Annotated in this window: 26 protein-coding genes; 16 read left to right on the top strand and 10 right to left on the bottom strand. The window is 66.8% G+C overall.

Going from position 1 to position 24,453, the window contains the following annotated elements; genetic code table 11:
• Positions 1-34: 34 nt before the first annotated feature.
• From ACM0PB_RS08395 to ACM0PB_RS08385, 3 genes are read right to left on the bottom strand one after another with little or no spacing between them, the layout of a single operon-like run.
• Positions 35-640 (bottom strand): hypothetical protein, encoded by a 606-nt coding sequence (locus ACM0PB_RS08395; protein WP_065177392.1) that lies wholly within the window; start codon positions 638-640, stop codon positions 35-37.
• Between the two features lie 47 nt (positions 641-687).
• Entirely contained in the window at positions 688-1,173 is a 486-nt protein-coding gene (ybeY, locus tag ACM0PB_RS08390) for an rRNA maturation RNase YbeY (RefSeq protein WP_065177391.1), read from the bottom strand.
• Complete coding sequence (locus tag ACM0PB_RS08385) at positions 1,170-2,156, bottom strand: PhoH family protein (RefSeq protein WP_005415936.1); 987 nt, start codon at positions 2,154-2,156, stop codon at positions 1,170-1,172. Before ACM0PB_RS08385 ends, ybeY begins: the two co-directional genes overlap by 4 nt.
• 440 nt (positions 2,157-2,596) lie before the next feature.
• Here ACM0PB_RS08385 and ACM0PB_RS08380 point away from each other — a divergent pair, with 440 nt between their 5' ends.
• Genes ACM0PB_RS08380 through ACM0PB_RS08370 form a run of 3 tightly spaced genes read left to right on the top strand, consistent with a single transcriptional unit; the run spans position 2,597 to position 5,609 of the window.
• Entirely contained in the window at positions 2,597-3,556 is a 960-nt protein-coding gene (locus ACM0PB_RS08380) for an HlyD family secretion protein (RefSeq protein WP_053498639.1), read from the top strand.
• Between the two features lie 20 nt (positions 3,557-3,576).
• On the top strand, positions 3,577-4,500 hold the full coding sequence (locus ACM0PB_RS08375; RefSeq protein ID WP_414603964.1) for an ABC transporter ATP-binding protein: 924 nt from the start codon (positions 3,577-3,579) through the stop codon (positions 4,498-4,500).
• The gene (locus ACM0PB_RS08370) at positions 4,497-5,609 is read left to right on the top strand and encodes an ABC transporter permease (protein WP_414604681.1); all 1,113 of its coding nucleotides are present in this window, start codon (positions 4,497-4,499) and stop codon (positions 5,607-5,609) included. The genes ACM0PB_RS08375 and ACM0PB_RS08370 overlap by 4 nt, the downstream gene beginning before the upstream one ends.
• Before the next feature lie 79 nt (positions 5,610-5,688).
• Here the strand turns inward: ACM0PB_RS08370 and miaB are convergent, their stop codons facing one another.
• Positions 5,689-7,107, bottom strand: coding sequence for a tRNA (N6-isopentenyl adenosine(37)-C2)-methylthiotransferase MiaB (miaB, locus tag ACM0PB_RS08365; RefSeq protein ID WP_049435924.1), 1,419 nt, complete (start codon positions 7,105-7,107; stop codon positions 5,689-5,691).
• Between the two features lie 191 nt (positions 7,108-7,298).
• Positions 7,299-7,919, bottom strand: a complete 621-nt coding sequence (locus ACM0PB_RS08360) for a glutathione S-transferase family protein (RefSeq protein ID WP_005415942.1) — start codon at positions 7,917-7,919, stop codon at positions 7,299-7,301.
• Positions 7,920-8,000: 81 nt separating this feature from the next.
• On the opposite strand from ACM0PB_RS08360, the gene ACM0PB_RS08355 reads away from it, so the two are divergent.
• From ACM0PB_RS08355 to ACM0PB_RS08325, 7 genes are all read left to right on the top strand, one after another.
• Positions 8,001-8,969 (top strand): helix-turn-helix transcriptional regulator, encoded by a 969-nt coding sequence (locus ACM0PB_RS08355; RefSeq protein ID WP_065177386.1) that lies wholly within the window; start codon positions 8,001-8,003, stop codon positions 8,967-8,969.
• 45 nt (positions 8,970-9,014) lie between these two features.
• Positions 9,015-9,935: a lytic transglycosylase domain-containing protein gene (locus ACM0PB_RS08350; RefSeq protein WP_065177385.1), complete on the top strand. Its 921-nt coding sequence runs from the start codon at positions 9,015-9,017 to the stop codon at positions 9,933-9,935.
• A gap of 158 nt (positions 9,936-10,093) precedes the next feature.
• Positions 10,094-10,714 (top strand): ubiquinol-cytochrome c reductase iron-sulfur subunit, encoded by a 621-nt coding sequence (petA, locus tag ACM0PB_RS08345; RefSeq protein WP_004151998.1) that lies wholly within the window; start codon positions 10,094-10,096, stop codon positions 10,712-10,714.
• Positions 10,714-11,973 (top strand): cytochrome b, encoded by a 1,260-nt coding sequence (locus tag ACM0PB_RS08340; protein ID WP_049451337.1) that lies wholly within the window; start codon positions 10,714-10,716, stop codon positions 11,971-11,973. The genes petA and ACM0PB_RS08340 overlap by 1 nt, the downstream gene beginning before the upstream one ends.
• Complete coding sequence (locus ACM0PB_RS08335) at positions 11,966-12,715, top strand: cytochrome c1 (RefSeq protein WP_049414892.1); 750 nt, start codon at positions 11,966-11,968, stop codon at positions 12,713-12,715. Before ACM0PB_RS08340 ends, ACM0PB_RS08335 begins: the two co-directional genes overlap by 8 nt.
• A gap of 134 nt (positions 12,716-12,849) precedes the next feature.
• Positions 12,850-13,485 (top strand): glutathione S-transferase N-terminal domain-containing protein, encoded by a 636-nt coding sequence (locus ACM0PB_RS08330; RefSeq protein ID WP_005415948.1) that lies wholly within the window; start codon positions 12,850-12,852, stop codon positions 13,483-13,485.
• An 84-nt stretch (positions 13,486-13,569) separates the two neighbouring features.
• Complete coding sequence (locus ACM0PB_RS08325; RefSeq protein WP_005415949.1) at positions 13,570-14,022, top strand: ClpXP protease specificity-enhancing factor; 453 nt, start codon at positions 13,570-13,572, stop codon at positions 14,020-14,022.
• 104 nt (positions 14,023-14,126) lie between these two features.
• Here ACM0PB_RS08325 and ACM0PB_RS08320 read toward each other — a convergent pair whose 3' ends face one another.
• The 4 genes from ACM0PB_RS08320 to ACM0PB_RS08305 all read right to left on the bottom strand — a co-directional run bounded on the left by ACM0PB_RS08320 (position 14,127) and on the right by ACM0PB_RS08305 (position 16,832).
• The gene (locus ACM0PB_RS08320) at positions 14,127-14,477 is read right to left on the bottom strand and encodes a DUF3301 domain-containing protein (protein WP_005415950.1); all 351 of its coding nucleotides are present in this window, start codon (positions 14,475-14,477) and stop codon (positions 14,127-14,129) included.
• Between the two features lie 67 nt (positions 14,478-14,544).
• Positions 14,545-15,534 carry a DUF2272 domain-containing protein gene (locus tag ACM0PB_RS08315; RefSeq protein WP_164093052.1) on the bottom strand — a complete coding sequence of 330 codons (990 nt, stop codon included), beginning with the start codon at positions 15,532-15,534 and terminating at the stop codon, positions 14,545-14,547.
• A 180-nt stretch (positions 15,535-15,714) separates the two neighbouring features.
• Positions 15,715-16,566 (bottom strand): carboxylating nicotinate-nucleotide diphosphorylase, encoded by an 852-nt coding sequence (gene nadC / locus ACM0PB_RS08310; protein ID WP_005415952.1) that lies wholly within the window; start codon positions 16,564-16,566, stop codon positions 15,715-15,717.
• On the bottom strand, positions 16,563-16,832 hold the full coding sequence (locus ACM0PB_RS08305; RefSeq protein ID WP_005415953.1) for a Trm112 family protein: 270 nt from the start codon (positions 16,830-16,832) through the stop codon (positions 16,563-16,565). Before ACM0PB_RS08305 ends, nadC begins: the two co-directional genes overlap by 4 nt.
• A 58-nt stretch (positions 16,833-16,890) precedes the next feature.
• Here ACM0PB_RS08305 and purE point away from each other — a divergent pair, with 58 nt between their 5' ends.
• The 3 genes from purE to ACM0PB_RS08290 all read left to right on the top strand — a co-directional run bounded on the left by purE (position 16,891) and on the right by ACM0PB_RS08290 (position 19,006).
• Positions 16,891-17,394 (top strand): 5-(carboxyamino)imidazole ribonucleotide mutase, encoded by a 504-nt coding sequence (gene purE / locus ACM0PB_RS08300; protein WP_171955942.1) that lies wholly within the window; start codon positions 16,891-16,893, stop codon positions 17,392-17,394.
• Positions 17,391-18,539, top strand: a complete 1,149-nt coding sequence (locus ACM0PB_RS08295; RefSeq protein ID WP_171955943.1) for a 5-(carboxyamino)imidazole ribonucleotide synthase — start codon at positions 17,391-17,393, stop codon at positions 18,537-18,539. The genes purE and ACM0PB_RS08295 overlap by 4 nt, the downstream gene beginning before the upstream one ends.
• Before the next feature lie 125 nt (positions 18,540-18,664).
• A complete protein-coding gene (locus ACM0PB_RS08290) occupies positions 18,665-19,006 on the top strand; it encodes a carboxymuconolactone decarboxylase family protein (protein WP_005415955.1) in 342 nt (113 codons plus the stop codon).
• Positions 19,007-19,081: 75 nt separating this feature from the next.
• On the opposite strand, the gene ACM0PB_RS08285 is transcribed toward ACM0PB_RS08290, so the two are convergent.
• Entirely contained in the window at positions 19,082-19,660 is a 579-nt protein-coding gene (locus tag ACM0PB_RS08285) for a superoxide dismutase (protein WP_061478549.1), read from the bottom strand.
• Between the two features lie 121 nt (positions 19,661-19,781).
• Between ACM0PB_RS08285 and grxD the strand changes: the two genes are divergently transcribed.
• The 3 genes from grxD (at position 19,782) to ACM0PB_RS08270 (ending at position 24,329) form a co-directional block, all read left to right on the top strand.
• Positions 19,782-20,102: a Grx4 family monothiol glutaredoxin gene (gene grxD / locus ACM0PB_RS08280; RefSeq protein WP_005415957.1), complete on the top strand. Its 321-nt coding sequence runs from the start codon at positions 19,782-19,784 to the stop codon at positions 20,100-20,102.
• On the top strand, positions 20,099-20,875 hold the full coding sequence (locus ACM0PB_RS08275; protein ID WP_053500310.1) for an SDR family NAD(P)-dependent oxidoreductase: 777 nt from the start codon (positions 20,099-20,101) through the stop codon (positions 20,873-20,875). The genes grxD and ACM0PB_RS08275 overlap by 4 nt, the downstream gene beginning before the upstream one ends.
• Positions 20,876-21,107: 232 nt before the next feature.
• Positions 21,108-24,329 (top strand): TonB-dependent receptor, encoded by a 3,222-nt coding sequence (locus ACM0PB_RS08270; protein WP_072166746.1) that lies wholly within the window; start codon positions 21,108-21,110, stop codon positions 24,327-24,329.
• Positions 24,330-24,453: the final 124 nt, after the last annotated feature.

Here is a 24,453-nt window from a genome sequence, read left to right as displayed (position 1 = left end):
GTCCCGGTCGGCTATCGCGAGCGTCTCTACGCAGTCAGGGAGATTGCAGGTGCGATGCCGCTGGGTACCAGCGCAGCCTGACCGGGTAGCCCAGCAGCGCCTGCAGGTGGTCGCGCACGGTCGCCGCCGTTGCGCGCGCGCCAGCGGTATCCCGGAGTTCCAGCTCCAGTTCACCGGTCATGACGTCCAGGCCATAGCCGGTCAGGCCGGGCAGCTGCGGGATGAACCAGCCCTGCTGCGCCTGAAGACGGCGCTGCATCTCCGCTTCGGTCATTGAAGCGCCGATGATGTAGCGCACGCGTTGCGGGCCGTCCGCCCCTGGATGGGTCTCATCGGCCGCAGGTGCCGGCCCAGTCAGTCGCACGACGACGTTCCACCCCGTCGCATTGTCCACCCACATACCGGCCAGGCGTGCCGCGTGGCGCGCCCTCAAGCGTTCCATCAACGCGTGCTGCTGCGCCTCGGCGACCGCCTGGCGGGCCGTCTGCTGGCTGACGTCAAAGAAGGCCTGCACCTCGGCGACTTTGGCGGCAATGTCGGCGGCGCTGTCGCTGGCCGGGAACGGCGACGGTCGTTCCCGGTCGGGGTCGATGCCCGGGGCAGTGGTTACCTGCAGAAGAGCGGCAATGAGTGCGGGCAACAGCGCGATGGGGGTGTCCTCTGTGATGAACCCGGTATGCGTGGCCGTCAGCGCTCGCCGGCGTAGGGATCGGCGATGCCGAGCTCGGCCAGGATCTCGCGCTCCAGCTGTTCCATTGCGTCGGCTTCCTTGTCGTCCTCGTGGTCCCAGCCAAGCAGGTGCAGCACGCCGTGCACGGTCAGGTGCGCGTAATGTGCGTTGAGCGCCTTGCCCTGTTCGTCGGCTTCGCGGGCCACCACCGGTGCGCAGATCACCAGGTCGCCGAGCAATGGAAACTTGACGCCCTTGGGCAGGCCTTCGGGCACGTCGGCCGGGAAGCTGAGCACGTTGGTGGCGTAGTCCTTGCCACGGTAATGGCGGTTCAGCGACTGCCCCTCCTTGGCATCGACCACGCGGATGGCCAGGTCGGCCTCACGGATGCGGCCCTTCAACGCAGCGGCCACCCACTTGCGGAAGCTCACTGCGGCCGGCAGCCCGGTACGCGGCAGGGCATAACTGACGGCGACGTCCAGTCGCACGGGACCACGGGTCATGGCGTTGCTCCAGGCTGGATCTGATGCAGGTCGCGGCGGTCGTAGGCGCTGACGATGCGCGCCACCAGCGGATGCCGGACCACGTCGCGGGATTCGAAGAAGGTGAAGCTGACGCCCTCGACCTCGCGCAGCACATCGATCGCGTCGCGCAGGCCGGACTTCACGTGCTTGGGCAGGTCGGTCTGGGTCAGGTCACCGGTGACCACCGCCGTGGAGCCGTAGCCCAGGCGGGTCAGGAACATCTTCATCTGTTCGATGGTGGTGTTCTGCGCCTCGTCCAGGATCACGAACGCATCGTTGAGCGTGCGGCCGCGCATGTAGGCCAGCGGCGCGATCTCGATGACGTTCTTCTCCAGCAGCTTGACCACCTTCTCCACGCCCATCATCTCGTACAGGGCGTCGTACAGCGGTCGCAGGTACGGGTCGACCTTCTGGCTCAGGTCGCCGGGCAGGAAGCCCAGCTTCTCGCCGGCTTCCACCGCCGGGCGCACCAGGATCAGGCGCTGCACCCGTGACTCGTTCAGTGCTTCGACCGCGCTGGCCACGGCCAGGAAGGTCTTGCCGGTTCCGGCCGGGCCGATGCCGAAGTTGATGTCATGCGTGGCGATCTGGTGCAGGTAGCGGCCCTGGTTGGCGCCGCGGCCACGTACCGTGCCACGCTTGACCTTGATTGCCACGTCCTGCGCTTCGTAGGAGCGTTCGGCGATCTGCTCGACGTTGGCCTGCGCCAGGCGCAGGTGGATGGCGTGATTGTCGAAGGTGGTTTCGCCGGCTTCGGCGTACAGCGCTTCAACCAGCTTCTGCGCCTCGACGATGGCTTCGTTGGGCCCGCTGATGCGGAACACGAAGCCACGATTGGCGATCTCCACGCCGAGCTTCAGCTCGATCTGGCGCAGGTGCCCGTCGAAGGGGCCGCACAGGTTGGCCAGTCGCTCGTTGTCTTCCGGTGACAGGGTGAAGTCTCGATGATCGATGCTTTTCATTGCTTGGGGTGGGGCGGGGGCGCCGTCCACCGCGATGGACTCGGGGTGACAAGGTTACGCGCGTACCGGGCATGCGGCCAGCGGCGGGCCGATACGCGGTTTTCCACACCCGGTGTGGACGGGGGGCGCGAAAACCTGTGGATAGGCCTTCGCAGTGCTTGTGCCACAAGGCGTATGAGGTGGTGGTGAAAAAACCGTCACGGTCGGCCGCTCCCGTGACGGCAGCGCATCTTCCGCTGCCAGGCAGCCAGTACGGCCGCCCCCGTCCGGTTCTCCACACCGGCTGTGGAATGATGCTGAATCAAGCTGTGGATAGGTGGCGAGGAACCTTGCAGCAAAAGGCTCGCCCGTACGTGGCGAAAAAACCGTCAGGGCTGATCGGAATCATTGAGGGTGCACGGGGCAGGTGGCACCGTGTCGACGTCGCAGGAGGGGATGGCATGGGCATCGGCAACGGGATGCGTGGACTCGGGCTGGCGGGCATCGGCCTGCTGGCGGGCTGTGGGCAGTCAACGCCAACGGCGCTGGGCACACTGGAGTGGGACCGGATCACGGTGCCGGCGCCGGCGGCCGAGGTGATCGCCACGGTGGAGGTGCGCGAGGGCCAGCGGGTCAAGGCCGGGGCCGTGCTGATGCAGCTCGACCCCGCCCGCGGCGACGCGCAGTTCGCGGCGGCGCAGGCCGACACGGCGCGCGCGCAGGCCCAGCTGGAAGAGCTGAAGCTCGGCCCGCGGCAGGAACAGATCGCACAGGCCCAGGCACAACTGGCCGCGTTGCGCGCGCAGTCTGCTGAAGCCACTGCCTACTATCGTCGGGTGCAGCCATTGGCACGCCAGCGCCTGATCGCCGCCGCCGAGCTGGACCGTGCACGGGCAGCCGCCGGCAATGCCGCGGCCAGCGTGCGTGCCGCCGAGCAGGCCTGGCTGGAACGGGTGCACGGCAGTCGCGCGCAGGACATCGCTCAGGGCCAGGCGGCCGCCGACGCCGCACAGGCGCAGCAGGTGGTGCAGGGCGTCAACCTGCAGAAGCTGCAGCTGCGCGCACCGCGCGATGGCGTGATCGATGCCTTGCCCTACCGACAGGGTGACCAGGCACCGATCGGGGCGCCGCTGGCGGTGATGCTGGTCGGCGAGCGCCCCTATGCGCGCGTCTACCTGCCGCAGCCGCTGCGCCTGCAGGTCAAGGTCGGTCAGCCGGCACAGATACAGCTGGAGGGAGGGGGCACCACCGTACTGAAGGGCCATGTGCGCGCGATCCGCAGCGAGCCTTCTTTCACCCCGTACTACGCACTGACCGGCGATGACGTCGAGCGCCTGAGCTACCTCGCCGAGATCGAAGTGGATGCAGCCAGCGACATGCAGAAGCTTCCGGCCGGACTGCCGGTGCAGGTGCGCTTCTGAACACCGGTGCGGACATCGCGGTGCATGCGCAGGGCCTGACTCGCCGCTTCGGTGAACTGCTGGCCGTGGACAAGGTCGACCTGACCGTCCCGCGCGGGCAGGTGTACGGCTTCCTGGGCCCGAACGGGTCAGGCAAGTCGACCACCATCCGCATGCTGTGCGGCCTGCTGGAACCCAGTGCGGGGCAGATCGAGGTGCTGGGCCTGGCGGTTCCCGAGCAGGCCGAAGCACTGCGCCGGCGCATCGGCTACATGACCCAGCGCTTCTCGCTGTACGAAGACCTGTCGGTACGCGAGAACCTGGAATTCCTCGCCGCCATCCAGGACCTGCCGCGCAACCAGGCCCGGCAACGGGTCGATGCGCTGCTGCAGCAGTACAGGTTGCAGGACCGGCAGCCGCAGCTGGCCGGCACGCTCAGTGGTGGACAGAAGCAGCGCCTGGCCCTGGCCGGCGCCGTGGTGCATTCGCCCGAACTGCTGTTCCTGGACGAGCCGACCAGCGCGGTCGATCCCGAGTCGCGCCGCGATTTCTGGGAGGCCCTGTTCGAACTGGCCGACGCGGGAACCACGGTGCTGGTGTCGACCCATTACATGGACGAAGCCGAGCGCTGCCATCGCCTGGCGATCCTTGATCGCGGCGCACTGGTGGCCGACGGCACGCCGGCCGAGCTTTGCTCTCGGCTGCAAGGACGCACGCTGCAGGTCACGTCATCGCAGCCACGCCAGGCCAGCCGCGTGCTGGCCGAGCTGCCCGGCGTGCTGAGCGTGGCGCAGATCGGCACCCATCTGCGCGTGCTGTGCAATGAGGGAGCGGCGGACATCGCAGTGCTGGGCCGTGCGCTGGCCAGTGCTGACCCGCAGGCCAGCATCGAGAAGGTGGCGCCGAACCTGGAAGACGTGTTCGTGGCCGCCACCCGTGGCCGTGGCAGGGAGCCAGCGGCATGAACCTGCGCAGGCTGTGGGCGATCATGCTCAAGGAGCTGCGGCAGCTGCGCCGCGACCGCATCACGCTGGCGATGATCGTCGGCATTCCGGTGATGCAGCTGCTGCTGTTCGGGTATGCGATCAACCTCAACCTGCGCCACCTCGATGCGGGTATCGCCGACCAGGCCAACAGCGCCGCCTCACGCGCGCTGGTGCAGGTCATGGTCGCCACCGGCGTGATCACGCCACGCAGCGAGGCCTACACGCCGGACCAGCTGATGCAGGCGCTGCGCCGCGGCGAGATCAGCGTCGGCATCGTGGTGCCGGCCGACTTCGAGCGTCGCCGCTTCGATGGACGCGAAGCGGTACAGGTGCTGGTCGATGGCAGCGACACCGTGGTGCAGAGTGCGGCGATCCAGCTGGCGCAGGTGCCACTGGATACGCGCCCGACCAGCAATACGCGGCCGCTGCGCGAAGGCAGCATTGCCGGTGGCCAGGTCAGCGTGACCAGTTTCTACAACCCGCAACGGCGCTCGGCGGTGAACATCGTGCCCGGCCTGATCGGGGTGATCCTGACCATGACCCTGGTGATGTTCACGGCGGTGGCGGTGGTGCGCGAACGCGAGCGCGGCAACATGGAACTGCTGATCGCCACGCCGGTATCGCGCAGCGAACTGATGGTCGGCAAGGTGCTGCCCTATGCAGCGATCGGTCTGCTGCAGACCACGCTGGTGCTGGTGCTGGGCACCTGGCTGTTCCAGGTGCCGATTCGCGGCAGCCTGCTCGACATCTACCTGGCCGCGGTGCTGCTGGTGCTGGCCAACCTGGCGCTGGGCCTGCTGATCTCCACGCGCGCGCGTTCGCAGTTCCAGGCGATGCAGATGACCCTGTTCCTGTTCCTGCCGTCGATCCTGCTGTCGGGCTTCATGTTCCCGTTCGCCGGCATGCCGCGGCCGGTGCAGTGGCTGGCCGAAGTGCTGCCGTTGACCCACTTCCTGCGCCTGGTGCGCGGCATCATGCTGCGCGGCGCCTCGCTGTGGGAGCTGTGGCACGACGCACTGGCGCTGCTGGCCTTCATCGTGGTGATGATGACCCTGGCGATCCTGCGTTTCCGCAAGCGCCTGGATTGAGGCCTGTCATTCGGTAGTGCCGGCCGCTGGCCGGCATCATTTCCGGTGGGCGCCGACCGTTGGTCGGCACACCCGGACCTTATTCCGCCACCACCCGTGCGCGCAGCGAATTGGTCAGCGCTTCGGTGATCACCACATCCACGAACTGCCCGATCAGGCGCGCAGGCGCCGGGAAATTCACCGACCGCATGTTCTCGGTCTTGCCGGTCAGCTCGTTCGGGTTCTTGCGCGACGGCCCTTCCACCAGCACGGTCTGCACGGTACCGACCATCTTCTCCGAGATGCTGGCGGCGTGCGCATTGATGCGCTCCTGCAGGCGCGACAGACGCGCATGCTTCTCGGCATCGCTGATCGTGTCCTCCAGATCGGCCGCCGGCGTACCCGGTCGACGCGAATAGATGAAGGAGAAACTGTGGTCGAAGCCGATGTCCTCGATCAGCTTCATGGTCTTCTCGAAGTCGGCATCGGTCTCGCCGGGGAAGCCGACGATGAAGTCCGAGCTGATTGAAATGTCCGGGCGCACCGCGCGCAGCTTGCGGATCTTCGACTTGAATTCCAGCGCGGTGTAGCCGCGCTTCATCGCCGACAGCACGCGGTCGCTGCCGGCCTGCACCGGCAGGTGCAGGAAGTTGGCCAGCTGCGGAACGTCGCGGAACGCATCGATCAGCGAATCGCTGAACTCGAGCGGGTGCGAGGTGGTGAAGCGGATGCGGCCGACCCCATCGATCTCGGCGATGGTGCGGATCAGCAGGCCGAGGTCGGCAAACTCACCGTCTCCATACGGGCCGCGATAGGCGTTGACGTTCTGGCCGAGCAGGTTGATCTCGCGCACGCCCTGCGCGGCGAGCTGCGCCACTTCCACCACCACGTCCTCGAACGGGCGGCTGACTTCGGTGCCGCGGGTGTAAGGCACCACGCAGAACGAGCAGTACTTGGAACAGCCTTCCATGATCGACACGAACGCCGAGGCACCTTCGGCGCGTGGCTCGGGCAGGCGGTCGAACTTCTCGATCTCGGGGAAGCTGATGTCCACCTGCGGGCGCTTCTGCTCGCGGCGTGCGCGGATCAGTTCCGGCAGGCGATGCAGGGTCTGCGGACCGAACACAAGGTCCACGAACGGGGCGCGCTTGATGATCGCTTCGCCTTCCTGCGAGGCAACGCAGCCGCCCACGCCGATGATGACCTCGCGGCCCTTGTTCTTCAGGCCCTTCCACACGCCGAGTTGGCTGAACACCTTCTCCTGCGCCTTCTCGCGGATGGAGCAGGTGTTGACCAGGATGACGTCGGCGTCGTCCGGGCTGTCGGTCAGTTCCAGGCCATCGCTGGCGGCAAGCACGTCGGCCATCTTGGCCGAGTCGTACTCGTTCATCTGGCAACCGTGGGTCTTGATGTACAGCTTGCCCTTGACCTGGTCAGGCTTGCGCGGACCAGCGGGCAGGGCAACGAGCGGGGTACCGCCCGGCGTGGCGGGCGGAAAGACGTCTGGCGTCCCGGTCATGGCGCTTAATCCATTCGGGTGGCGGGAAAGCGGGCAATTCTACCCGCATCCCGCGCCAGCCGCCGCGCCCTTGTAGAGCCGAGCCCACGCTCGGCTGGCTTCAGTAGAGCCAGGCCATGCCAGGCTGCTGCCCCATGGGAAGCGGGAAGAGCAGCCGAGCGCGGGCTCGGCTCTACAAGGGGGGGGGCTGCTTACGCGGCCGCCAGCTCCGCATCGATCTGCCGCGAACGGTCGAAGGCGGTCATCGCGCTCATCCGTGCGATGTAATCAGCCGTGGCCGGCGCAGGCTGCACCAGGCCGAAGGCCGTGGTCCAGGCCAGCGCATTGCCCCACAGCACGTCGGCGGCACTCATCGTCTCGCCGAGCAGGTACGGGCCCTGCGCCAGCTGGGCCTCGACCACCTGCAGCACGGTCTCGGCGTCGTTGTACGGCGACATCAGGCGCGGCGGCGGCTCGCGGTGCATCGCCTTGTCGATCATCGCCGGCTCGAAACAGGCACCGTAGAAGGCCATCCAGCGCAGGTAGGGGCCGCGCAGGGCGTCGCCGATCGGCGGGGCCAGCCCGGCCTCCGGATACAGGTCGGCCAGGTACAGATAAATGGCGACCTGCTCGGTCACCAGTGCGCCGTTGTGGACGATGGCCGGCACCTTGCCCATCGGGTTGATGGCCAGATAGGCCGGGGCCAGGTTGGCACCAGCCTTCAGGTCCAGCACCTGCATGCGGTAGTCGGCACCCAGCGCTTCGAGCAGGGCCACGGCGCCGCTCGAACGGGATCTGGCGGCGTGGTACAGGGTGATCTGGCGTGAGTTCATGGCATTGCTCCTTGCGGTGGGTGGGTGAACTGGAAGCCATCCTGAGGCACTATTGCGGACGACTTCTGTCCTCGATTCTTCATGCGCCATACCGCCCATCGACTGCTGCGCCTGATCGCCCTGCTGCAGGCCCGCCGCCAGTGGTCCGGGGCTGAGCTGGCCGAGCGCATGGGCGTGGACCGGCGCAGTATCCGCCGTGATATCGAACGCCTGCGCGAACTGGGCTATCCGGTGCGGGCCTCATCGGGGGTCGGCGGCGGCTATCAGCTCGGGGCAGGGGCACCGGTGCTGCCGATGCTGCTGGACGAGGACGAGGCGACGACCCTGGCGATCGCCCTGCGTGCCGCGTCCGCGACCGTCGCTGGCATCGACGACACCGCGCGGGGCCTGCTGTCCAAGCTCGATCCGCTGGTCCCCACCCGTCGCCGGCGGCAGGCCGGCGAGGTGCATGCGGCGACGGCCACCCTGTCCGACCTTCCCTCCACCGACGCACGCCTGCTGGGACGGCTGGCCCAGCACTGCCGGCAGGCGTCACGGCTGGCCTTCGAGTACCGCAGTGCGCAGGAGGAGGTGACCCAGCGCGAGGTCGAGGCGCAGCACCTGGTCAACTATGGGCGGCGCTGGTACCTGCTGGCTTGGGACCTGGGCCGCCAGGACTGGCGCACCCTGCGCGTGGACCGGATGGGCGCGGTGCGCGAATGCGCCGGGCCGGGCATGCATCGGCGCCCGCCCGCGCCCCCGGACGTGATGGTGCGGCAGGCGGTCAGCCAGGCGCCCTTCGCGCTGCAGGCCATTGTCCGCCTGGCCGGCAGCCGCACCGAGCTGGAAGGGCGCATCCCGCCGTGGTGTGGTGTGCTGGAGGCTGATGGTGCCGACCATTGCCTGTTGCGCATGGGCGCCGAGAGCCGCGGCATGATGCTGGCGCAGATCCTCAGCCTGGACCGGGTGCCGGTGGCGTTGTGGACCACACCGCCGGGCCTGCGCGATGAGCTGGCACAGCGTTTGACCGGATTGGGCCAGGTGCTGGCTGTGCCGCCGGTCACAGGCTGAGCCACATCGCTTGGCAAGCCCCGGCGAAGCTGGGACACTCGCGGCATGAAGGGGATACTGGGGACAACGGCGATCATCATCGCTGCGCTGACCGCTGCGCCGGCCAGCGCTGGCACCCTGTACAAGTGCCAGGGCGCCGACGGGGTCACCAGCTACGTGAGCAAGCGAGTGGCCGGCGCGCGCTGCAGCAGCATCAGCTACAGCCGCGATACCCGCCCGGCACCGCGCCCCGTGGTGGCCGCATCGAAGCCTGCGCCGACCTCGGTGGCCAGCATCGAACGCAATCCGGTCGCCGTGGCGGCCAGCGCCGCTGCGCCCGCTGCAGTCGCGCCGACGCCTGCTGCACCCGCGCCTGCCGCGGTACCGACGGCCTCGCGGGCCGGGCGGATGGTCAGCGGCCAGGTCTACTCCTTCATGAAGGATGGGGTGCGCCACTACACCAGTGCGCGGCCGACCCAGGTCGCCAACCTCGGCCCGGTGCGTACCATCCGCTACAGTTTCATGGAGCGCTGTTATGCCTGTGGCGTCAACCCACGCGTGGACTTCGGTTCGGTGCGCTTGAACACCACCGCGTTCCAGACCGAGATCACCTCGGCCGCACGCGAGTTCGGCGTCGAAGAAGCCGTGGTGCGCGCCATCATCCACGCCGAGTCGGCCTACAACCCGACCGCGCTCAGCCGCGCCGGCGCGCAGGGCCTGATGCAGCTGATGCCGCCGACCGCAGCCCGCTTCGGGGTCAGCGATTCCTACGATGCCGCGCAGAACATCCGTGGTGGCGTGCAGTATCTTGCGTGGTTGCTGAAGCGCTTCAATGGCGACCTGACCCTGGCTGCGGCCGGCTACAACGCCGGCGAAGGCGCGGTCGACCGCCACGGTGGCGTGCCGCCCTACAGCGAGACCCAGTACTACGTGCGCCGGGTCGGACAGCTGGCCGAGCGTTACCGCACCGCATTGACACACCAGTAGTGCCGGCCGCTGGCCGGCAACCCCGTAATCAATGTTGTTGCAATGCGTTGTGTGGCGCGCGACGGTTCCGCTACACTCGCCCATGATTCAATGCGGCTCTGGCCCCCACCGGATCCGCTGGCAGCCTTAAAGCTACCTAATCAATATCGGAGTGCCGGATGGCCAACGATGGGGTACACGATCCAGTCAACACCGGACGTCGGCGTTTTCTTTCTGCCACCACTGCTGTGGTTGGCGCCGTCGGCGTCGGATTCACCGCCGTTCCTTTCATCAAATCCTGGAACCCCAGTGCCCGTGCCAAGCTTGCCGGTGCACCGGTGGTGGCCGACATCAGCGCCCTGCAGGAAGGCCAACGCCTGATCGTGGAGTGGCGTGGCCAGCCGATCTGGATCGTCAAGCGGTCCAAGGCGATCCTGGATGCACTGCACGGGCTGGATGGCCGCCTCAAGGACCCCGAGTCCGGCGAGAAGGACCAGCAGCCGGACTACGTGCTGAAGCAGAACCCCGAGCTGCGCTCGATCAAGCCGGACATCTCCGTGCTGGTCGGCCTGTGCACGCACCTGGGCTGCTCGCCGGAAATGGTCGCCGAGATCCGGCCTGAGCCCTACGACCCGCAGTGGAAGGGGGGCTACTTCTGCCCCTGCCACAAGTCGCGCTTCGACATGTCCGGCCGCGTCTTCAAGGATGTGCCGGCACCGATCAACCTGAAGGTGCCCGCGCACCATTACCAGGACGACAACACCATCATCATCGGTGTCGATCCGCAGGGGGCAGCCTGATGGCCAATATCCTCGCCCGTACCGCCAGCGGCGTCGCCGACTGGGTCAATGCCCGCGCGCCGGGCCTGATGCCGGTCTACCGCAAGCACGTTACCGAGTATTACGCGCCGAAGAACTTCAACATCTGGTACTACTTCGGTTCGCTGGCACTGCTGGTGCTGGTCAACCAGATCGTCACCGGCATCTTCCTGACGATGCACTACAAGACCAGCGCCGCCGAGGCGTTCGGCTCCATCGAATACATCATGCGTGATGTGGAGTGGGGCTGGCTGATCCGCTACATGCACTCCACCGGCGCCTCGCTGTTCTTCATCGTGGTCTACCTGCACATGTTCCGCGGCCTGCTGTACGGCAGCTACCAGAAGCCGCGCGAGCTGGTGTGGATCCTGGGCATGCTGATCTACCTGGTGCTGATGGCCGAGGCCTTCATGGGCTATGTGCTGCCGTGGGGCCAGATGTCGTTCTGGGGCGCCAAAGTGATCATCTCGCTGTTCGGCGCGATACCGGTGATCGGCAACGGCCTGACCGAATGGATCATGGGCGACTACCTGCCCAGTGACGCCACGCTCAACCGCTTCTTCGCGCTGCACGTCATCGCACTGCCGCTGGTGCTGCTGTTGCTGGTGGTGCTGCATCTGGGCGCGCTGCACGAAGTGGGGTCGAACAACCCCGATGGCGTGGAGATCAAGAAGGGGCCGAAGGGCAACCGCTGGTCGCCGAATGCTCCGGCCGACGGTATTCCGTTCCATCCGTACTACACGCTCAAGGATGGTGTCGGCGCCGGCTTCCTGCTGATCATCGCCGCCTTCATCATCTTCTTCGCACCGGGCTTCGGCGGCCTGTTCCTGGAACACGACAACTTCACCGAGGCCAACCGCCTGGTGACCCCCGAACACATCAAGCCGGTCTGGTACTACACGCCTTACTACGCGATGTTGCGCGTGGTACCGAACAAGCTCGGTGGCGTGCTGGTGATGTTCTCGGCCATTGCGATCCTGTTCCTGGTGCCGTGGCTGGACAAGGCCAGGGTGAAGTCGGTGCGCTACCGCGGCTGGATCTCGAAGGTGATGCTGGGCGTGCTGGCGGTGTGCTTCGTGTGGCTGGGCGTGATCGGCTCCGGCCCGGGCACCGACGTGCATGAAACCTACATCGGGCGGGTGCTGACCTTCCTGTACTTCGCGTTCTTCATCACCATGCCGCTATGGACAAGGTTGGACAAGACCAAGCCGGTACCGGAGAGGGTGACCACGCATGACTGAGCGCTGGATGGTCCGGCTGGCCCTGACGGCCACCCTGATGCTGGGCAGTTTCCTGGCCTCCGCCGCCGAGGGCGGCACCAAGCTGCTGCAGGCCGGCAACGACCTCGGTGACCGCGCCTCGCTGCAGCGGGGTGCGCAGCTGTACATGAACTACTGCTCCGGCTGCCACGCGCTGAAGTACCTGCGCTACTCGCGGATGGCGCAGGACCTGGGCCTGACCGAAGAAGAGGTGATGAACAACCTCAACTTCACCGGCTCGGCGATCGGCGACCCGATCCCGGTGGCGATGCCCAAGGAAAACGCGGAGAAGTGGTTCGGCAAGATGCCGCCCGATCTCAGCCTGATCGCGCGTGTGCGTGGCAGCGACTGGGTCTATACCTATCTCAAGTCGTTCTATCTGGACAGCAGCCGCCCGCTGGGCTGGAACAACGCGCTGTTCGCCAACGCCTCCATGCCCAACCCGCTGTGGGAGATGCAGGGGCTGCAGCATGCGGTGCACGGCAAGGCGGAAGCGCCCGGTATGGACCCGCCGGTGACCGGCCTGAAGATTGAAACGCCGGGATCGGTGGACGCCGGGCAGTACGACCAGGCCGTGCGGGACATCACCAACTTCCTCGAATACGCCGGCGAACCGGCCGCACTCAAGCGCCAGCAGCTGGGCGTGTGGGTGATCCTGTTCCTGGCCCTGCTGACCTTCCTGCTGTACCTGCTGAAGAAGGAATACTGGAAGGACGTTCACTGATTCTGCCACCGGCCATCGCATGGGCCTATTGGCTTTTGTGATGGTCGGTTGCACACTCGGGGAGGAGTCGACCGCTGGCACGGTGCCGGCGGCGCCGATGCGGCAGGCGGTCTCCTGTCGTGGGAGAGCCTTTGATGGCGGCGAGCGTACGCATGCGCAATACACTGACGCTGTTTTCCTCGAACGACGACGTACTGTGCCACCGTGTACGCCTGGTCCTGGCGGCCAAGGGCGTCACCTTCGACTTCGTTCCGGTCGATCCGCAGAACCCGCCTGAAGACCTGATCGACCTCAATCCGTACCACTCGGTGCCGACCCTGGTCGAACGCGAGCTGGTGCTGTACGCCGCATCGGTGGTCAGCGAGTACCTGGATGAGCGCTACCCGCATCCGCCACTGATGCCGGTCGACCCGTTGTCGCGTGCACGCATCCGCCTGGCCATGCTCCGCATCGAGCACGACTGGGTGCCGCAGGTGCAGGCCATCCAGCTGGGCAACAAGACCCAGGCCGAGGCCGGGCGCAAGCGCCTGAAGGAACTGCTGACCGCCTCGCTGCCGCTGTTCAAGGCCAGCAAGTTCTTCCTCAACCCGGAAATGAGCCTGGCCGACTGCGCGATGGCGCCGATCATCTGGCGCCTGCAGTCGCTGGATGTGCCGCTGCCGAAGGACGGCAAGGCGATCGAGGACTACGGCAACCGCATCTTCCGCCATCCGGGATTTGTCCGCAGCCTGACCGAGCAGGAAAAGAAACTGCGCGACCTGCCGGTCTGATCCGGCCCCGCGTTACCCGTCTGCACGCCGACCGGCGTGCAGACGATCCGCCCCGGCGGGGCGCCGGGCGCGTACACTTCACGCATGACCGAAGACTTCTTCCACATGACCAGCCACCGCCCGTACCTGCTGCGGGCGCTGGTGGAATGGATCAACGACAACCAGCTGACCCCGCACATCCTGGTCGACGCCGGCGTCCCCGGCGTGCAGGTCCCGCCTTCGGCGGTCAAGGATGGCCGGGTCGTGCTCAACATCGCCGAACGTGCCGTGGTGCGGCTGATGATCGACAACGAAATGGTGAGCTTCTCGGCCCGCTTCTCCGGAACCAGCTACCCGGTGCAGGTGCCGATCAGCGCCGTGCTGGCGGTCTACGCCCGCGAGACCGGGCAGGGCATGGCATTGCCGGATGACATTCCGGGCAACGAAACCGCACCGACCCGCGATGAGCTGCTGCACGAGGAAGGCACGCCGCCGGACGACACGCCGCCGGCCAGTCCGCCGCCGAAGGGCCGCCCGAACCTGCGCGTGGTCAAGTAACCCTTCCGACGCCGCCCCGATGGGCGGCGTCTTCCTTTGCAGGTTTTACCGGTGGGTGCCGGAATTGTGTGGGTGCCGACCGTTGGTCGGCACACCTTCAGTTCTTACACATCCTCGGCGTCCTCCACATCCGGCCGGATCTGGCTGATCCGCGCGGCACCGGGGCCGGTGAACGAGATCAGCTGGTCGCCACGCAGCACCATGCGGCCCACGTGGCGATCGATGCCATCGTAGGAATACTCGAACTTGAAGGTGCGCTCGAAACCGAGCCGGCCATCTTCGCCACGCGACAGTCGCAGGCCGGTGGCGTGCACCGCCTGGTCCAGCCACTGCACGTCGGCGGCGCGGCAGGCATTGCGTCCCAGCTCGACCGCGCGCTCGGCGGCCGAGCGTGCGGCGTTCCAGAAGAAGTAGATGATTCCGCCGGCAATCAACAACAGCAGCAGGGTAGGCATGGCGTCAGCCGTCAGAGGTCGATCCGGCAAAGATGGCGGCGAACGTGCGCTGGATCAAGCACGGGTATCACCGCCTCGGCGGTGGCTGGCCCGTCGTCGGCGCTGCGGGCGCGTTGGCCGGTACGGCCTGCATCGGCGCTGCGGAGGGTGACGGCATCACCAATGGCGCGGTCGCGGTCAACTGCAGCAGGGCCGCCCAGTCCTGGCGGTTGAAGCTGCATTCGTCCTCGCGGCCCGGCGTGCAGCTGGGCTCGATGCCGGTGCTGTTGCGTTCGCGTGCCGGGGGCAGCTTGATCAATCCGGTACGGTCCAGCGGCAGCAGGCGCATCGCCACGGTGTTCATCACGTTGCCACCGACCAGGTACAGGGTCTGGTCGCCCCCCAGGTTGGCAGCCACCACCACTTCGCAATGCGATTTCCAGTGGCCCACCGAACCGTTGCCCAGCGCCTGCACCAGCCCGCTGTAGCTGAGCGTCGTGCTGCGGTCGCGCAGGAAGCACAACAGGTCGCCCGGTGCGGGCTTTGCGGTCGCGGGATCGACCAGCCGGTACGGCACGCCCGAGGGGCCGCCCTGGTACGCGGCACGGATGTAGTCGATGTGGCGCGGCGACGTGTTGAAGCCGGGAACGCCGGCCTGCACCATCACCCAGGAAATGAAAGCGGCCGACCACGGGTTGTCGATCAGGAACGCGCGGCAGTCGCTGTCGGTGTAGCGCGTGCCCAGTGGTGCCAGACAGCTGCTGGCGCCGGCGATGCTGCCCATCGCGTTGAGCGTGCCGCTGTTGCGCCAGTAGCCGGCCACGCGCTGCCAGGCGATCAGGCCGTTGTCGGCCAGGTGATCGCTTTCGGCTTCGGTGACGCTGAGGCTGGCGGCGCGGCCATCGCGATCGATGAAGGGCCGGAACCACAACCGGTGCTCGTTGCAGGCGGTATTGCGGATGGCCACCGCCAATGGGCTCAGGCCGAAGCGGGGAGGGACATCGCAGGCTTCAGCGGCTGCGGCGGACAAGGGGGCTGCCGCGAGCAGCAGACAGGCAGGCAAGAGCATCCGGCGCATGCGCGGCTCCTGTGGGGGATGCCCGCAGCGTCGCAGAGGCTGGCGTAGCCGAGCCGTGAAGGCGCCCGGGTCGTGTAGAGCCGAGCCTACGCTCGGCTCATCGCGCAAAGCGGGTGCCGGGCGCGCCGCAGATCGAGAAGCAGCCGAGCGTGGGCTCGGCTCTACAAGGTCCCGTAGGCCTCAAGCCGGCGGCGGGCCCAGCTTCAACGACAGATCGATGGCCTGCACATGCTTGGTCAGTCCGCCGATGGAGATGCAATCGACGCCATCCTCAGCGATCGAGCGCAGGCCGCCCAGGCCGACGCTGCCGGAGACTTCCAGCGGAATGCGTCCGGCGGTGATGCGCACCGCCTCGCGGCGCAGGTCGGGACTGAAGTCATCCAGCAGGATGCGTTCGCAACCGGCTTCGAGCGCCTGGCGCAGCTGTGCCAGGTCTTCGACCTCGACCACCAGTGGCAGCGCAGGCCACTGCCGGCGTGCGGCGGCCACCGCCGCGGCCAGCGAACCGGCGGCGCGGATGTGGTTCTCCTTCAGCATCACCGTGTCGTACAGGCCGAAGCGGTGGTTCTCGCCGCCGCCGCAGCGCACCGCGTACTTCTGCGCCAGGCGCAGGCCGGGCAGGGTCTTGCGGGTGTCGAGGATGCGGGTACCGGTACCGGCTACCGCAGCCACGTAGCGAGCAGTGGTGGTCGCGGTGCCGGACAGCGTCTGCAGGAAGTTCAGCGAAGTGCGCTCGGCACTGACCAGGCTGCGGCTGCGCCCGTGCAGCAGGGCCAGCACGGTGCCGGCGGTGACGGCATCGCCTTCGGCGATGTGCCATTCAATGCGCACGTCAGGGTCGAGCGCGCGATGGGTAGCGTCGAACCAGGGGCGCCCGGCGATCACCGCATCCTGCTTGCACAGCAGGTAGGCGCTGTCGGCCTGGTCGGGGAGCAGGGCGGCGGTGACATCACCGCTGCCCAGGTCCTCGGCCAGCGCGCGCGCGACATCGGCGGCGACAACGGCCGCATCCGGCGTCGGCAGCGTGCTCATGCAGCCGGGAAGTCGGCGATCTGGGCGGTCGGAATGGCTTCCTCGGCCAGCAGCACCGGGATGCCGTCGTCGACGCGGAACACCTGCTTGCGGTCACGGGTGACCAGCGCCTCGCGCAGCGGCTGCGCCAGCGGGTTGCCATCGGCCTTGGTCACCGTGCCGGCGGAAATGGCCTTGTTGAGGGCTTCCAGGCCCTTGCCATCCAGCAGGGACAGGGGCTGGCGGGTGTCCGGGGACACCAGCAGGTCGAGCAGCTTGCGATCCATGGTTCTTCGTCTTGCGTGGAAGACGGCTAGAATACGTCTTTAAGGCAGGTGACGGCCAATGACCCCCAACCCGATCGCGCCGCTTGTCGGCATCGTCATGGGTTCCCGTTCCGACTGGGAAACCATGCAGCACGCCGCCCAGAAGCTTGAAGCCCTGGGTGTTCCGTTCGAAGTGAAGGTGGTGTCCGCGCATCGGACGCCGGATGTGTTGTTCAGTTACGCCGAGCAGGCGGGCCCGCGTGGCCTGCGCGCGATCATCGCCGGTGCCGGCGGGGCCGCGCACCTGCCGGGCATGATCGCGGCCAAGACCGCCGTGCCGGTGCTGGGCGTGCCGGTGCAGTCCAAGGCCCTCAACGGAATGGATTCCCTTCTGTCGATCGTGCAGATGCCGGCCGGCATCCCGGTCGCCACCTTCGCCATCGGCAACGCCGGCGCCTCCAACGCCGCGCTGTTCGCGGCGGCGATGCTGGCCAGCGACCAGCCGGCGATCGGCCAGGCGCTCGATACCTTCCGTGCACGCCAGACCGAAGACGTGATGGCCCACGACGATCCGCGCCAATGAGCCTGACTGTCGGCATCCTGGGCGGCGGCCAGCTCGCCCGCATGATGGTCCTGGCCGGTGCGCCGCTGGGGCTGCGCTTCGAACTGTACGACCCGGCCGCCGACGCCTGCAGCGGCCCGCTGGCGCCGCTCACCGTGGGCGCCTTCGACGACCGCCAGGCCTTGGCGGACTTCGCCGCCAAGGTCGATGTGGTCACCTTCGATTTCGAGAACGTGCCTGCCGACAGTGCACAGTTCCTGGCCGACCGCGTGCCGGTCTATCCGCCGCCGGCCGCGCTGGCGGTGGCCCAGGACCGGTTGAGCGAGAAGACCCTGTTCCAGCAGCTGGGTATTCCGCTGCCGGCCTTCGCCGACATCCGCAGCCGCGACGAGCTGGCGACGAAGGTGGCTGAGTTCGGCCTGCCGTGCATCCTCAAGACCCGCCGCCTCGGCTACGACGGCAAGGGTCAGTTCCGCCTGCGCAGCGAAGCTGACATCGACGCCGCATGGGATGCGCTCGGTGCCCAGGTGGAGCGCACCGGACTGATCCTGGAAGGCTTCGTGGCCTTCCAGCGCGAGGTCAGCGTGGTGGCCGTGCGTGGCCGCGATGGCAGCTTCGAAGCCTGGCCGGTCACCGGCAACTGGCATGTCGACGGCGTGCTGTCGGCCAGCGTGGCACCGGCGCTGCTGTCCGACGCCGAGCAGCAGGCAGCGATCGGCTATGCCCGCCGCGTCGCCGAGCACCTGCAGTATGTGGGCGTGTTCGCGCTGGAGCTGTTCTGCCGTGATGGTGAGCTGCTGGCCAACGAGATGGCACCGCGCGTGCACAACTCCGGCCACTGGACCATCGAAGGCAGCGAGACCTCGCAGTTCGAGAACCATCTGCGTGCGGTGCTGGGCCTGCCGCTGGGCAGCACCCGCATGCTCGGCCATGCCTGCATGCTGAACTGGCTGGGCGTGATGCCCGATCCGGCGCCGGTGCTGGGTCAGGCCAGTGGCCATTGGCACGACTACGGCAAGGAGCCGCGCGAAGGTCGCAAGGTCGGCCACGCCACGTTGCGCGACGATGATGCCGCTGCATTGGCCGATGCGCTGGACCAGGTCGGCCTGGAGCTGGACCGCCAGGCCCAGGTGGCGCCGGCGGTGCACGCGCTGCGCAACCGCTGAGCCCGGGCGTGCCGGCCAATGGCCGGCACAACCTTGTATGCCTGCAACGGTGTGGCGCGCCGGTGCAGGCATCGGCGCACCATTGTCGGTGGTAGCGTGGAGCTCCTTTCACAGGAGTCACGACCATGCTCGACTGGAATGCCTACCGCAAGGAACTGAAGGGCCGCATCGGCGAGATCGGCAAGCTCTCGCCGGACACCGTCAAGGGCTACGCCACCCTGGCCAATGCCGGTGCCCAGACCAACCATCTGGATGCCAAGACCCGTGAGCTGATCGCATTGGCGGTGGCGGTGACCACCCGCTGCGACGGCTGCATCACCGTGCACGTGGACGCTGCGCTGAAGCATGGCGCCAGCCGCGAGGAAATCACCGAAGCACTGGGCGTGGCGGTGTCGCTCAACGCCGGCGCGGCGCTGGTGTACTCGGCGCGGGTGATGGACGCGGTGGCTGCGCACGAGAACGCGTGAAGCTTCATCTGTAGGGCCGAGCCCATGCTCGGCTGCTGTCCGGCCAGCCGAGCATGGGCTCGGCCCTACAGGCGGTCAGCGCAGCTGGCTTTCGGCGAATTCCCAGTTGACCATCTGCCAGAAGGCATCCAGGTAACGCGCGCGATCATTCTGGTAATCGGTGTAGTAGGCGTGCTCCCAGACATCGCAGCACAGCAGCGGGGTGCTTTCGCCGGTCAGTGGCGTGCCGGCGTTGCGGGTGGCCTGGATGCCGAGCTGGCCACCGGGGTGCTGCACCAGCCACACCCAGCCCGAGCCGAACAGGCCCAGCGCGGTGCGGTTGAATTCCTCGCGCAGGCGCTGCGCGTCACCGAACTGGCGCTTGACCAGCTCGCCCAGCCGGCCCTGCGGCTCGCCGCCGCCGCGCGGGCGCAGGCACTGCCAATAGAAGCCGTGGTTCCAGGCCTGGGCGGCCACATCGAACAGCGTGCCCTGGGCATGGCGCACGATCTCTTCCAGTGACGCCTCCTCCCACTCGGTGCCGAGAGTGCCGGCGTTGACCGCGTCAACGTAGGCGCGGTGGTGGCGGCCGTGATGCAACTCAACGGTCTGCGCGGACAGGTGGGGCTGCAGGGAGCCGGGGAGGTAGGGCAGGGCAGGCAATTCGACGGGCATGGGCAGGTTCGTGGCCAGGGGGACGGCGGCAGCCTGTTCCATCCGCTTACAATGGCGGCTACCGTGGGCAGTCTAGCCGACCATCACGGTCGGTTTGTCCGGCGAAGCAAGGAGTGTGGTTGTGGCGGTAATGCAGCAAATCCAGGCCGAGGTCGATCGTTACCCGCTCGTGCTGTTCATGAAGGGCACCCCGCAATACCCGATGTGCGGCTTTTCCAGTCGCGCCGTGCAGGCGTTGATGGCAGCCGGCGCCGTCACCCTGCGCACTGTCAACGTGCTCGAAGAGCCGGAGATCCGCGCCAACCTGCCGCGCTTTTCCAATCTGCCGACCTTCCCGCAGCTGTTCATCAACGGTGAGTTGATCGGCGGCTGCGACATCGTCATGGAACTGTTTGAATCCGGCGAGCTCAAGCGCATCGTCGAAGAGGCGACCCAGGGATGAGTGCCTGGCCGTCGACGTCACCGACTGACGGGGCGATCGATGGCCGCCCGTTGCAGGATCGCGTCGTACTGGTCGCCGGCGCCGGGGGAGGGCTGGGCAGTGCCGCGGCGGTCGCCGCAGCCGCAGCCGGTGCCACCGTGGTCCTGCTGGGACGCAAGCCGCGCCGGCTGGACCGGGTCTATGCCCAGGTCCAGGCGGTCGGTCCGGAACCGCTTCTGTACCCGCTGGACCTGGAAGGCGCCAGCCCCGATGACTATGCCGAACTGGCCCAGGCCCTGCAGCGCGAGCTGGGGCGGCTGGATGGACTGCTGGTATGCGCCGCGCATTTCCCCGGGCTGACTCCGTTTGAACTGGCTGACCCGGCCAGTTTCGCCCGTGCGGTCCATGTCACCCTGACCGCACCGGCCTGGCTGGCCCAGGCCTGCCTGCCGCTGCTGCGGCAACGCGAGGATGCCGCCATGGTGTTCGCGGTCGATGCCCCCGACCGGGTGGGGCAGGCCTATTGGGGGGGGTATGGCGTAGCCCAGCACGGCCTGCGTGGCCTGATCGCCAGCCTGCACGATGAACTGGGCCGCAGTCCCGTCCGGGTCAGCGGCCTGTACCCAGGCCCCCTGCGCACGGCGCTTCGGGCCCGCGCCTATTCCGTGGACCAGGACCCGGCTGCGCAAGGCCCGGAAGCCGCGGCGGCCGCCGCGGTGACCCTGCTGTCCGCCGCTGGGAGCACCTGGCGCGGGCAGATTCTCGATGCCAGTGAGACGCCCCGGGAAAGGTGAGCCCTGTGGAAAGACGGAGTGAAGAACCCGTCACGATTGCGTTGCGAACCGGTGCCGTTTGTCGCACAACCGTCACATTGATGGCGTAGCGTGTTAATCTAGTGTTAACCGTTAGGGCTGCCTTCAGCCGAGCGGTAGGGAACCCCAGATAACTCTCCGATCAGCCACCCGCAGGGCTGCTTGGATGCGCTTTTTTTCCGCCATCGCCAACTCGCATCGAGGCTACCGAAAAATGACCCACCCACTCCGGATGTCCAAGCTTACCCTTGGTCTCGTGGCTGCACTTGCTGCCGCTCCCGCCTTCGCCCAGAGCAGCACCTCCGCCGGTGTCGGCGGCCAGGTGATGTCCGCTGCAGGCCAGCCTGTCGCCGGCGCTGAAGTCACCATCACGCACACCGAGTCGGGCACTGTTTCGCGTGCCACCACCGATGCGTCGGGCCGATACAACGCGCGCGGCCTGCGCGTGGGTGGTCCGTACACCATCACCATCACCAAGTCCGGTGAAGGCACCAAGACCGAGGAAGGTGTCTACCTGAACCTGAACCAGGTCAACACCGTCAACGCCAACCTGGGCGGTGACCTGGCTGCAACCAACCTGGACGCGGTGAACGTTGTTGCCACCGCCGGCGGCCTGGACCTGTTCAGTGCCAACAAGATGGGCACCGGCACCAACGTGACCCGCGAAACGATGGATGCGCTGCCGTCGGCCAGCCGCAACATCCAGGACTACGTGCGTCTCGACCCGCGCATCTCGCAGGTCAGCAAGGCGGACGGCGCGATCTCGGCCGGCGGCCAGAATACCCGTTACAACGCCATCCGCATCGACGGCATCAGCGCCTCCGATCCGTTCGGCCTGGGTTCCAACAACCTGCCGACCGAGCGTCAGCCGGTGTCGATGGACGCCATCCAGGAAATCAACATCGACCTGGCCAACTACGACACCACCATCGCCGGTGGCACCGGCGCGGTGATCAACGCCGTGACCAAGTCGGGTACCAATGAATTCCACGGCACCGTGTACGGTTCGTACCGCGACAAGGACATGGTCCGCTCGCGCCTGGAAGGTGACAAGCAGGACTTCAACGGCTTCGAGGACGAGAAGACCTACGGCATGACCTTCGGCGGTCCGATCGTCAAGGACAAGCTGTTCTTCTTCACCAACTATGAAAAGTACGAGCGCTCGGCTGCCGGCGTCGCCCTGAGCGACACGCCGATCGGCCGTGGCACCATCACCCAGCAGCAGATCACCGACGTCCAGAACTTCCTGGGCAAGCTGGGCTACGACCCGGGCAGCCTGGCGGCGCCGAACAGCAAGACCGAGATCGAAGAGTATGCGGTCAAGCTGGACTGGAACATCAACGAGAACCACCGTGCGGCCCTGCGCTACAACAAGATGGAGCAGAACGTCGTTCGCTTCCCGCAGGTCAGCAGCAGCGCCATCTCGCTGAGCAACTTCTGGTACCAGCAGCCGACCCAGTACGAAACCTGGATGGGCGAACTGTTCAGTGACTGGTCCGAGAACTTCTCGACCGAGTTCAAGGTCTCGCACAAGGATTACTCGGCCAACCGCGTCCCGCTGGTGGACATGCCGCAGATCCGCATCAAGTCGGGCAACGATTCACTGTACGTCGGTACCGAACAGAACACCCACGTCAACATCGTCGAGTCGAAGGAACTGAGCGCCTTTGGTGCCGGTACCTGGTACATCGGTGACCACACCGTCAAGTTCGGCTTCGATTACTCGAAGAATGACCTGATGAACTTCTACGGCCGCAACCTCAACGGCGTGTACGAATTCAACAGCGTCAACGATTTCCTGGCGGGCAAGGCTTCGCGCTACCAGCTGCGTGCTCCGCGCGCCGATGGCAGCCGCAGCGACATCCCGGCCGACTTCACCCTGAAGAACACCGGCGTGTTCGTGCAGGACACCTGGGCGATCAACTACAACCTGAACCTGATGTTCGGCGTGCGCATCGACATGCCTGACTTCAGCACCCAGCGCCTGTACAACCCGCGCATCGAGCAGCTGTACGGCTTCAACAACACCAAGCTGGTCGACAAGAACCTGGTGCAGCCGCGCGTCGGCTTCAACTACACCTTCGACAGCGATCGCCCGACCCAGCTGCGCGGTGGCGTGGGCCTGTTCGGCGGCGCCGCCCCGAACGTGTGGCTGGCAGGTGCCTACCAGAACACCGGCCTGAACTACATCGAGTACGACGAGCGCAGCATCCCGGCCGGTGCCTTCACTCCGGACGGCAACAACCCGTACATCCCGGCCGGTGGCCCGGCTTCGGCCCGTCAGAACGTCGACATCATCGCGCCGGGCACCCGCCTGCCGTCGGTGTGGAAGGCCAACCTGGCGTTCGACCATGAGCTGCCGTGGTACGGCATCGTCGCGTCGGCCGAAGTGCTGTTCACCAAGGTCAAGGACGGCATCTACTTCGACCGTCTGGACGTGTCGGCGCCGACCGCCTTCGGTCAGGATGGCCGCGCGATCTACTGGAACGCCGCTGGCCGCAACCAGGCCAATACCCGTATCGACAAGGGTGTCGACTACGGCATGTCGACCGGTACCAAGGGTGCGGTTGACCGCGCCAACCGTCCGTCCGACATCGGCGACGTTCTGGTCCTGCGCAACACCGACAAGGGCCGCGGCACCCAGGCCACCTTCTCGCTGGCCAAGCCGTTGACCGAGAACTGGGGCTGGTCGCTGGGTTACACCTACACCAAGTCCACCGAAGTCAGCCCGCTGTCCAGCTCGCAGAACACCTCGAACTGGAACAACACGCTGATCTTCAATGCCAACGAGAACGTGGCCTACAACTCGCGTTATGCGATGAAGGACCGCGTCACCGGCACCCTGGAGTGGAAGCACAACTTCTTCGGTGACAACGCCACCCGCGTCGGCCTGTTCTACGAAGGCCGTTCGGGCCGTCCGTACAGCTACATCTTCTACAACGATGCCAACGGCGACGGTGCTGCCACCAACGACCTGTTCTACGTGCCGAAGGGTCCGGGCGACGTGCTGTTCACCGGCGGTGCCGCGATGGAGAAGCAGTTCTTCGACTGGCTGGCGCAGAACCCGGAACTCGATGCCTACCGTGGCAGCGTGGTCCCGGCCAACCGCCACCGCGCCTCGTGGGTCAACAGCTTCGACGTCCGCGTCAGCCAGGAATTCCCGGGCTTCATGAAGGGGCACAAGGGTGAAGTCGCCCTGGACATCATGAATGTCGGCAACCTGCTGAACAAGAAGTGGGGCCTGATCGACGACTACGGCTTCTACTCGACCCGTCGCGTTGCCAACTACGCAGGTATCGATCCGGCCACCGGCAAGTACGTGTACTCCTTCACTGGTTCGACCGACAACCCGTCGGTGCAGGAAAACAACAACGACAAGGGCAACACCGCCGTGTCGCGTTGGTCGATGCAGCTGACCCTGAAGTACAAGTTCTGATCCATCAGCGCTTGAAGCGGTAAGTGGAAACGGCCGGGGAAACCCGGCCGTTTCCCGTTCAGGCGAAAGTCCTTGCAGGGCGTGGGGCAACGGCGTAGCATCCGGAAATGTGCGCGGTGCCAAC

Origin of the sequence: Stenotrophomonas sp. AR029, from assembly GCF_047520695.2 — a bacterium.
GTDB lineage: Bacteria > Pseudomonadota > Gammaproteobacteria > Xanthomonadales > Xanthomonadaceae > Stenotrophomonas > Stenotrophomonas sepilia.
This window is presented reverse-complemented; position numbering and strand designations above follow the sequence as displayed.

Bases quoted from the DNA above. Each gene is read 5' to 3' on its own strand.
- ACM0PB_RS08350 (WP_065177385.1), top strand. From the start codon at position 9,015: ATGAAGGGGATACTGGGGACAACGGCGATCATCATCGCTGCGCTGACC.
- ACM0PB_RS08340 (WP_049451337.1), top strand. From the start codon at position 10,714: ATGGCCAATATCCTCGCCCGTACCGCCAGCGGCGTCGCCGACTGGGTC.
- ACM0PB_RS08305 (WP_005415953.1), bottom strand. From the start codon at position 16,832: ATGGATCGCAAGCTGCTCGACCTGCTGGTGTCCCCGGACACCCGCCAG.
- ACM0PB_RS08275 (WP_053500310.1), top strand. From the start codon at position 20,099: ATGAGTGCCTGGCCGTCGACGTCACCGACTGACGGGGCGATCGATGGC.
- ACM0PB_RS08270 (WP_072166746.1), top strand. From the start codon at position 21,108: ATGACCCACCCACTCCGGATGTCCAAGCTTACCCTTGGTCTCGTGGCT.
- ACM0PB_RS08360 (WP_005415942.1), bottom strand. From the start codon at position 7,919: ATGAACTCACGCCAGATCACCCTGTACCACGCCGCCAGATCCCGTTCG.
- ACM0PB_RS08320 (WP_005415950.1), bottom strand. From the start codon at position 14,477: ATGCCTACCCTGCTGCTGTTGTTGATTGCCGGCGGAATCATCTACTTC.
- ACM0PB_RS08295 (WP_171955943.1), top strand. From the start codon at position 17,391: ATGAGCCTGACTGTCGGCATCCTGGGCGGCGGCCAGCTCGCCCGCATG.
- ACM0PB_RS08355 (WP_065177386.1), top strand. From the start codon at position 8,001: ATGCGCCATACCGCCCATCGACTGCTGCGCCTGATCGCCCTGCTGCAG.
- nadC (WP_005415952.1), bottom strand. From the start codon at position 16,566: ATGAGCACGCTGCCGACGCCGGATGCGGCCGTTGTCGCCGCCGATGTC.
- ybeY (WP_065177391.1), bottom strand. From the start codon at position 1,173: ATGACCCGTGGTCCCGTGCGACTGGACGTCGCCGTCAGTTATGCCCTG.
- ACM0PB_RS08325 (WP_005415949.1), top strand. From the start codon at position 13,570: ATGACCGAAGACTTCTTCCACATGACCAGCCACCGCCCGTACCTGCTG.
- ACM0PB_RS08380 (WP_053498639.1), top strand. From the start codon at position 2,597: ATGGGCATCGGCAACGGGATGCGTGGACTCGGGCTGGCGGGCATCGGC.
- ACM0PB_RS08315 (WP_164093052.1), bottom strand. From the start codon at position 15,534: ATGCGCCGGATGCTCTTGCCTGCCTGTCTGCTGCTCGCGGCAGCCCCC.
- ACM0PB_RS08385 (WP_005415936.1), bottom strand. From the start codon at position 2,156: ATGAAAAGCATCGATCATCGAGACTTCACCCTGTCACCGGAAGACAAC.
- petA (WP_004151998.1), top strand. From the start codon at position 10,094: ATGGCCAACGATGGGGTACACGATCCAGTCAACACCGGACGTCGGCGT.
- ACM0PB_RS08335 (WP_049414892.1), top strand. From the start codon at position 11,966: ATGACTGAGCGCTGGATGGTCCGGCTGGCCCTGACGGCCACCCTGATG.
- ACM0PB_RS08290 (WP_005415955.1), top strand. From the start codon at position 18,665: ATGCTCGACTGGAATGCCTACCGCAAGGAACTGAAGGGCCGCATCGGC.
- miaB (WP_049435924.1), bottom strand. From the start codon at position 7,107: ATGACCGGGACGCCAGACGTCTTTCCGCCCGCCACGCCGGGCGGTACC.
- ACM0PB_RS08330 (WP_005415948.1), top strand. From the start codon at position 12,850: ATGGCGGCGAGCGTACGCATGCGCAATACACTGACGCTGTTTTCCTCG.
- ACM0PB_RS08285 (WP_061478549.1), bottom strand. From the start codon at position 19,660: ATGCCCGTCGAATTGCCTGCCCTGCCCTACCTCCCCGGCTCCCTGCAG.
- ACM0PB_RS08370 (WP_414604681.1), top strand. From the start codon at position 4,497: ATGAACCTGCGCAGGCTGTGGGCGATCATGCTCAAGGAGCTGCGGCAG.
- purE (WP_171955942.1), top strand. From the start codon at position 16,891: ATGACCCCCAACCCGATCGCGCCGCTTGTCGGCATCGTCATGGGTTCC.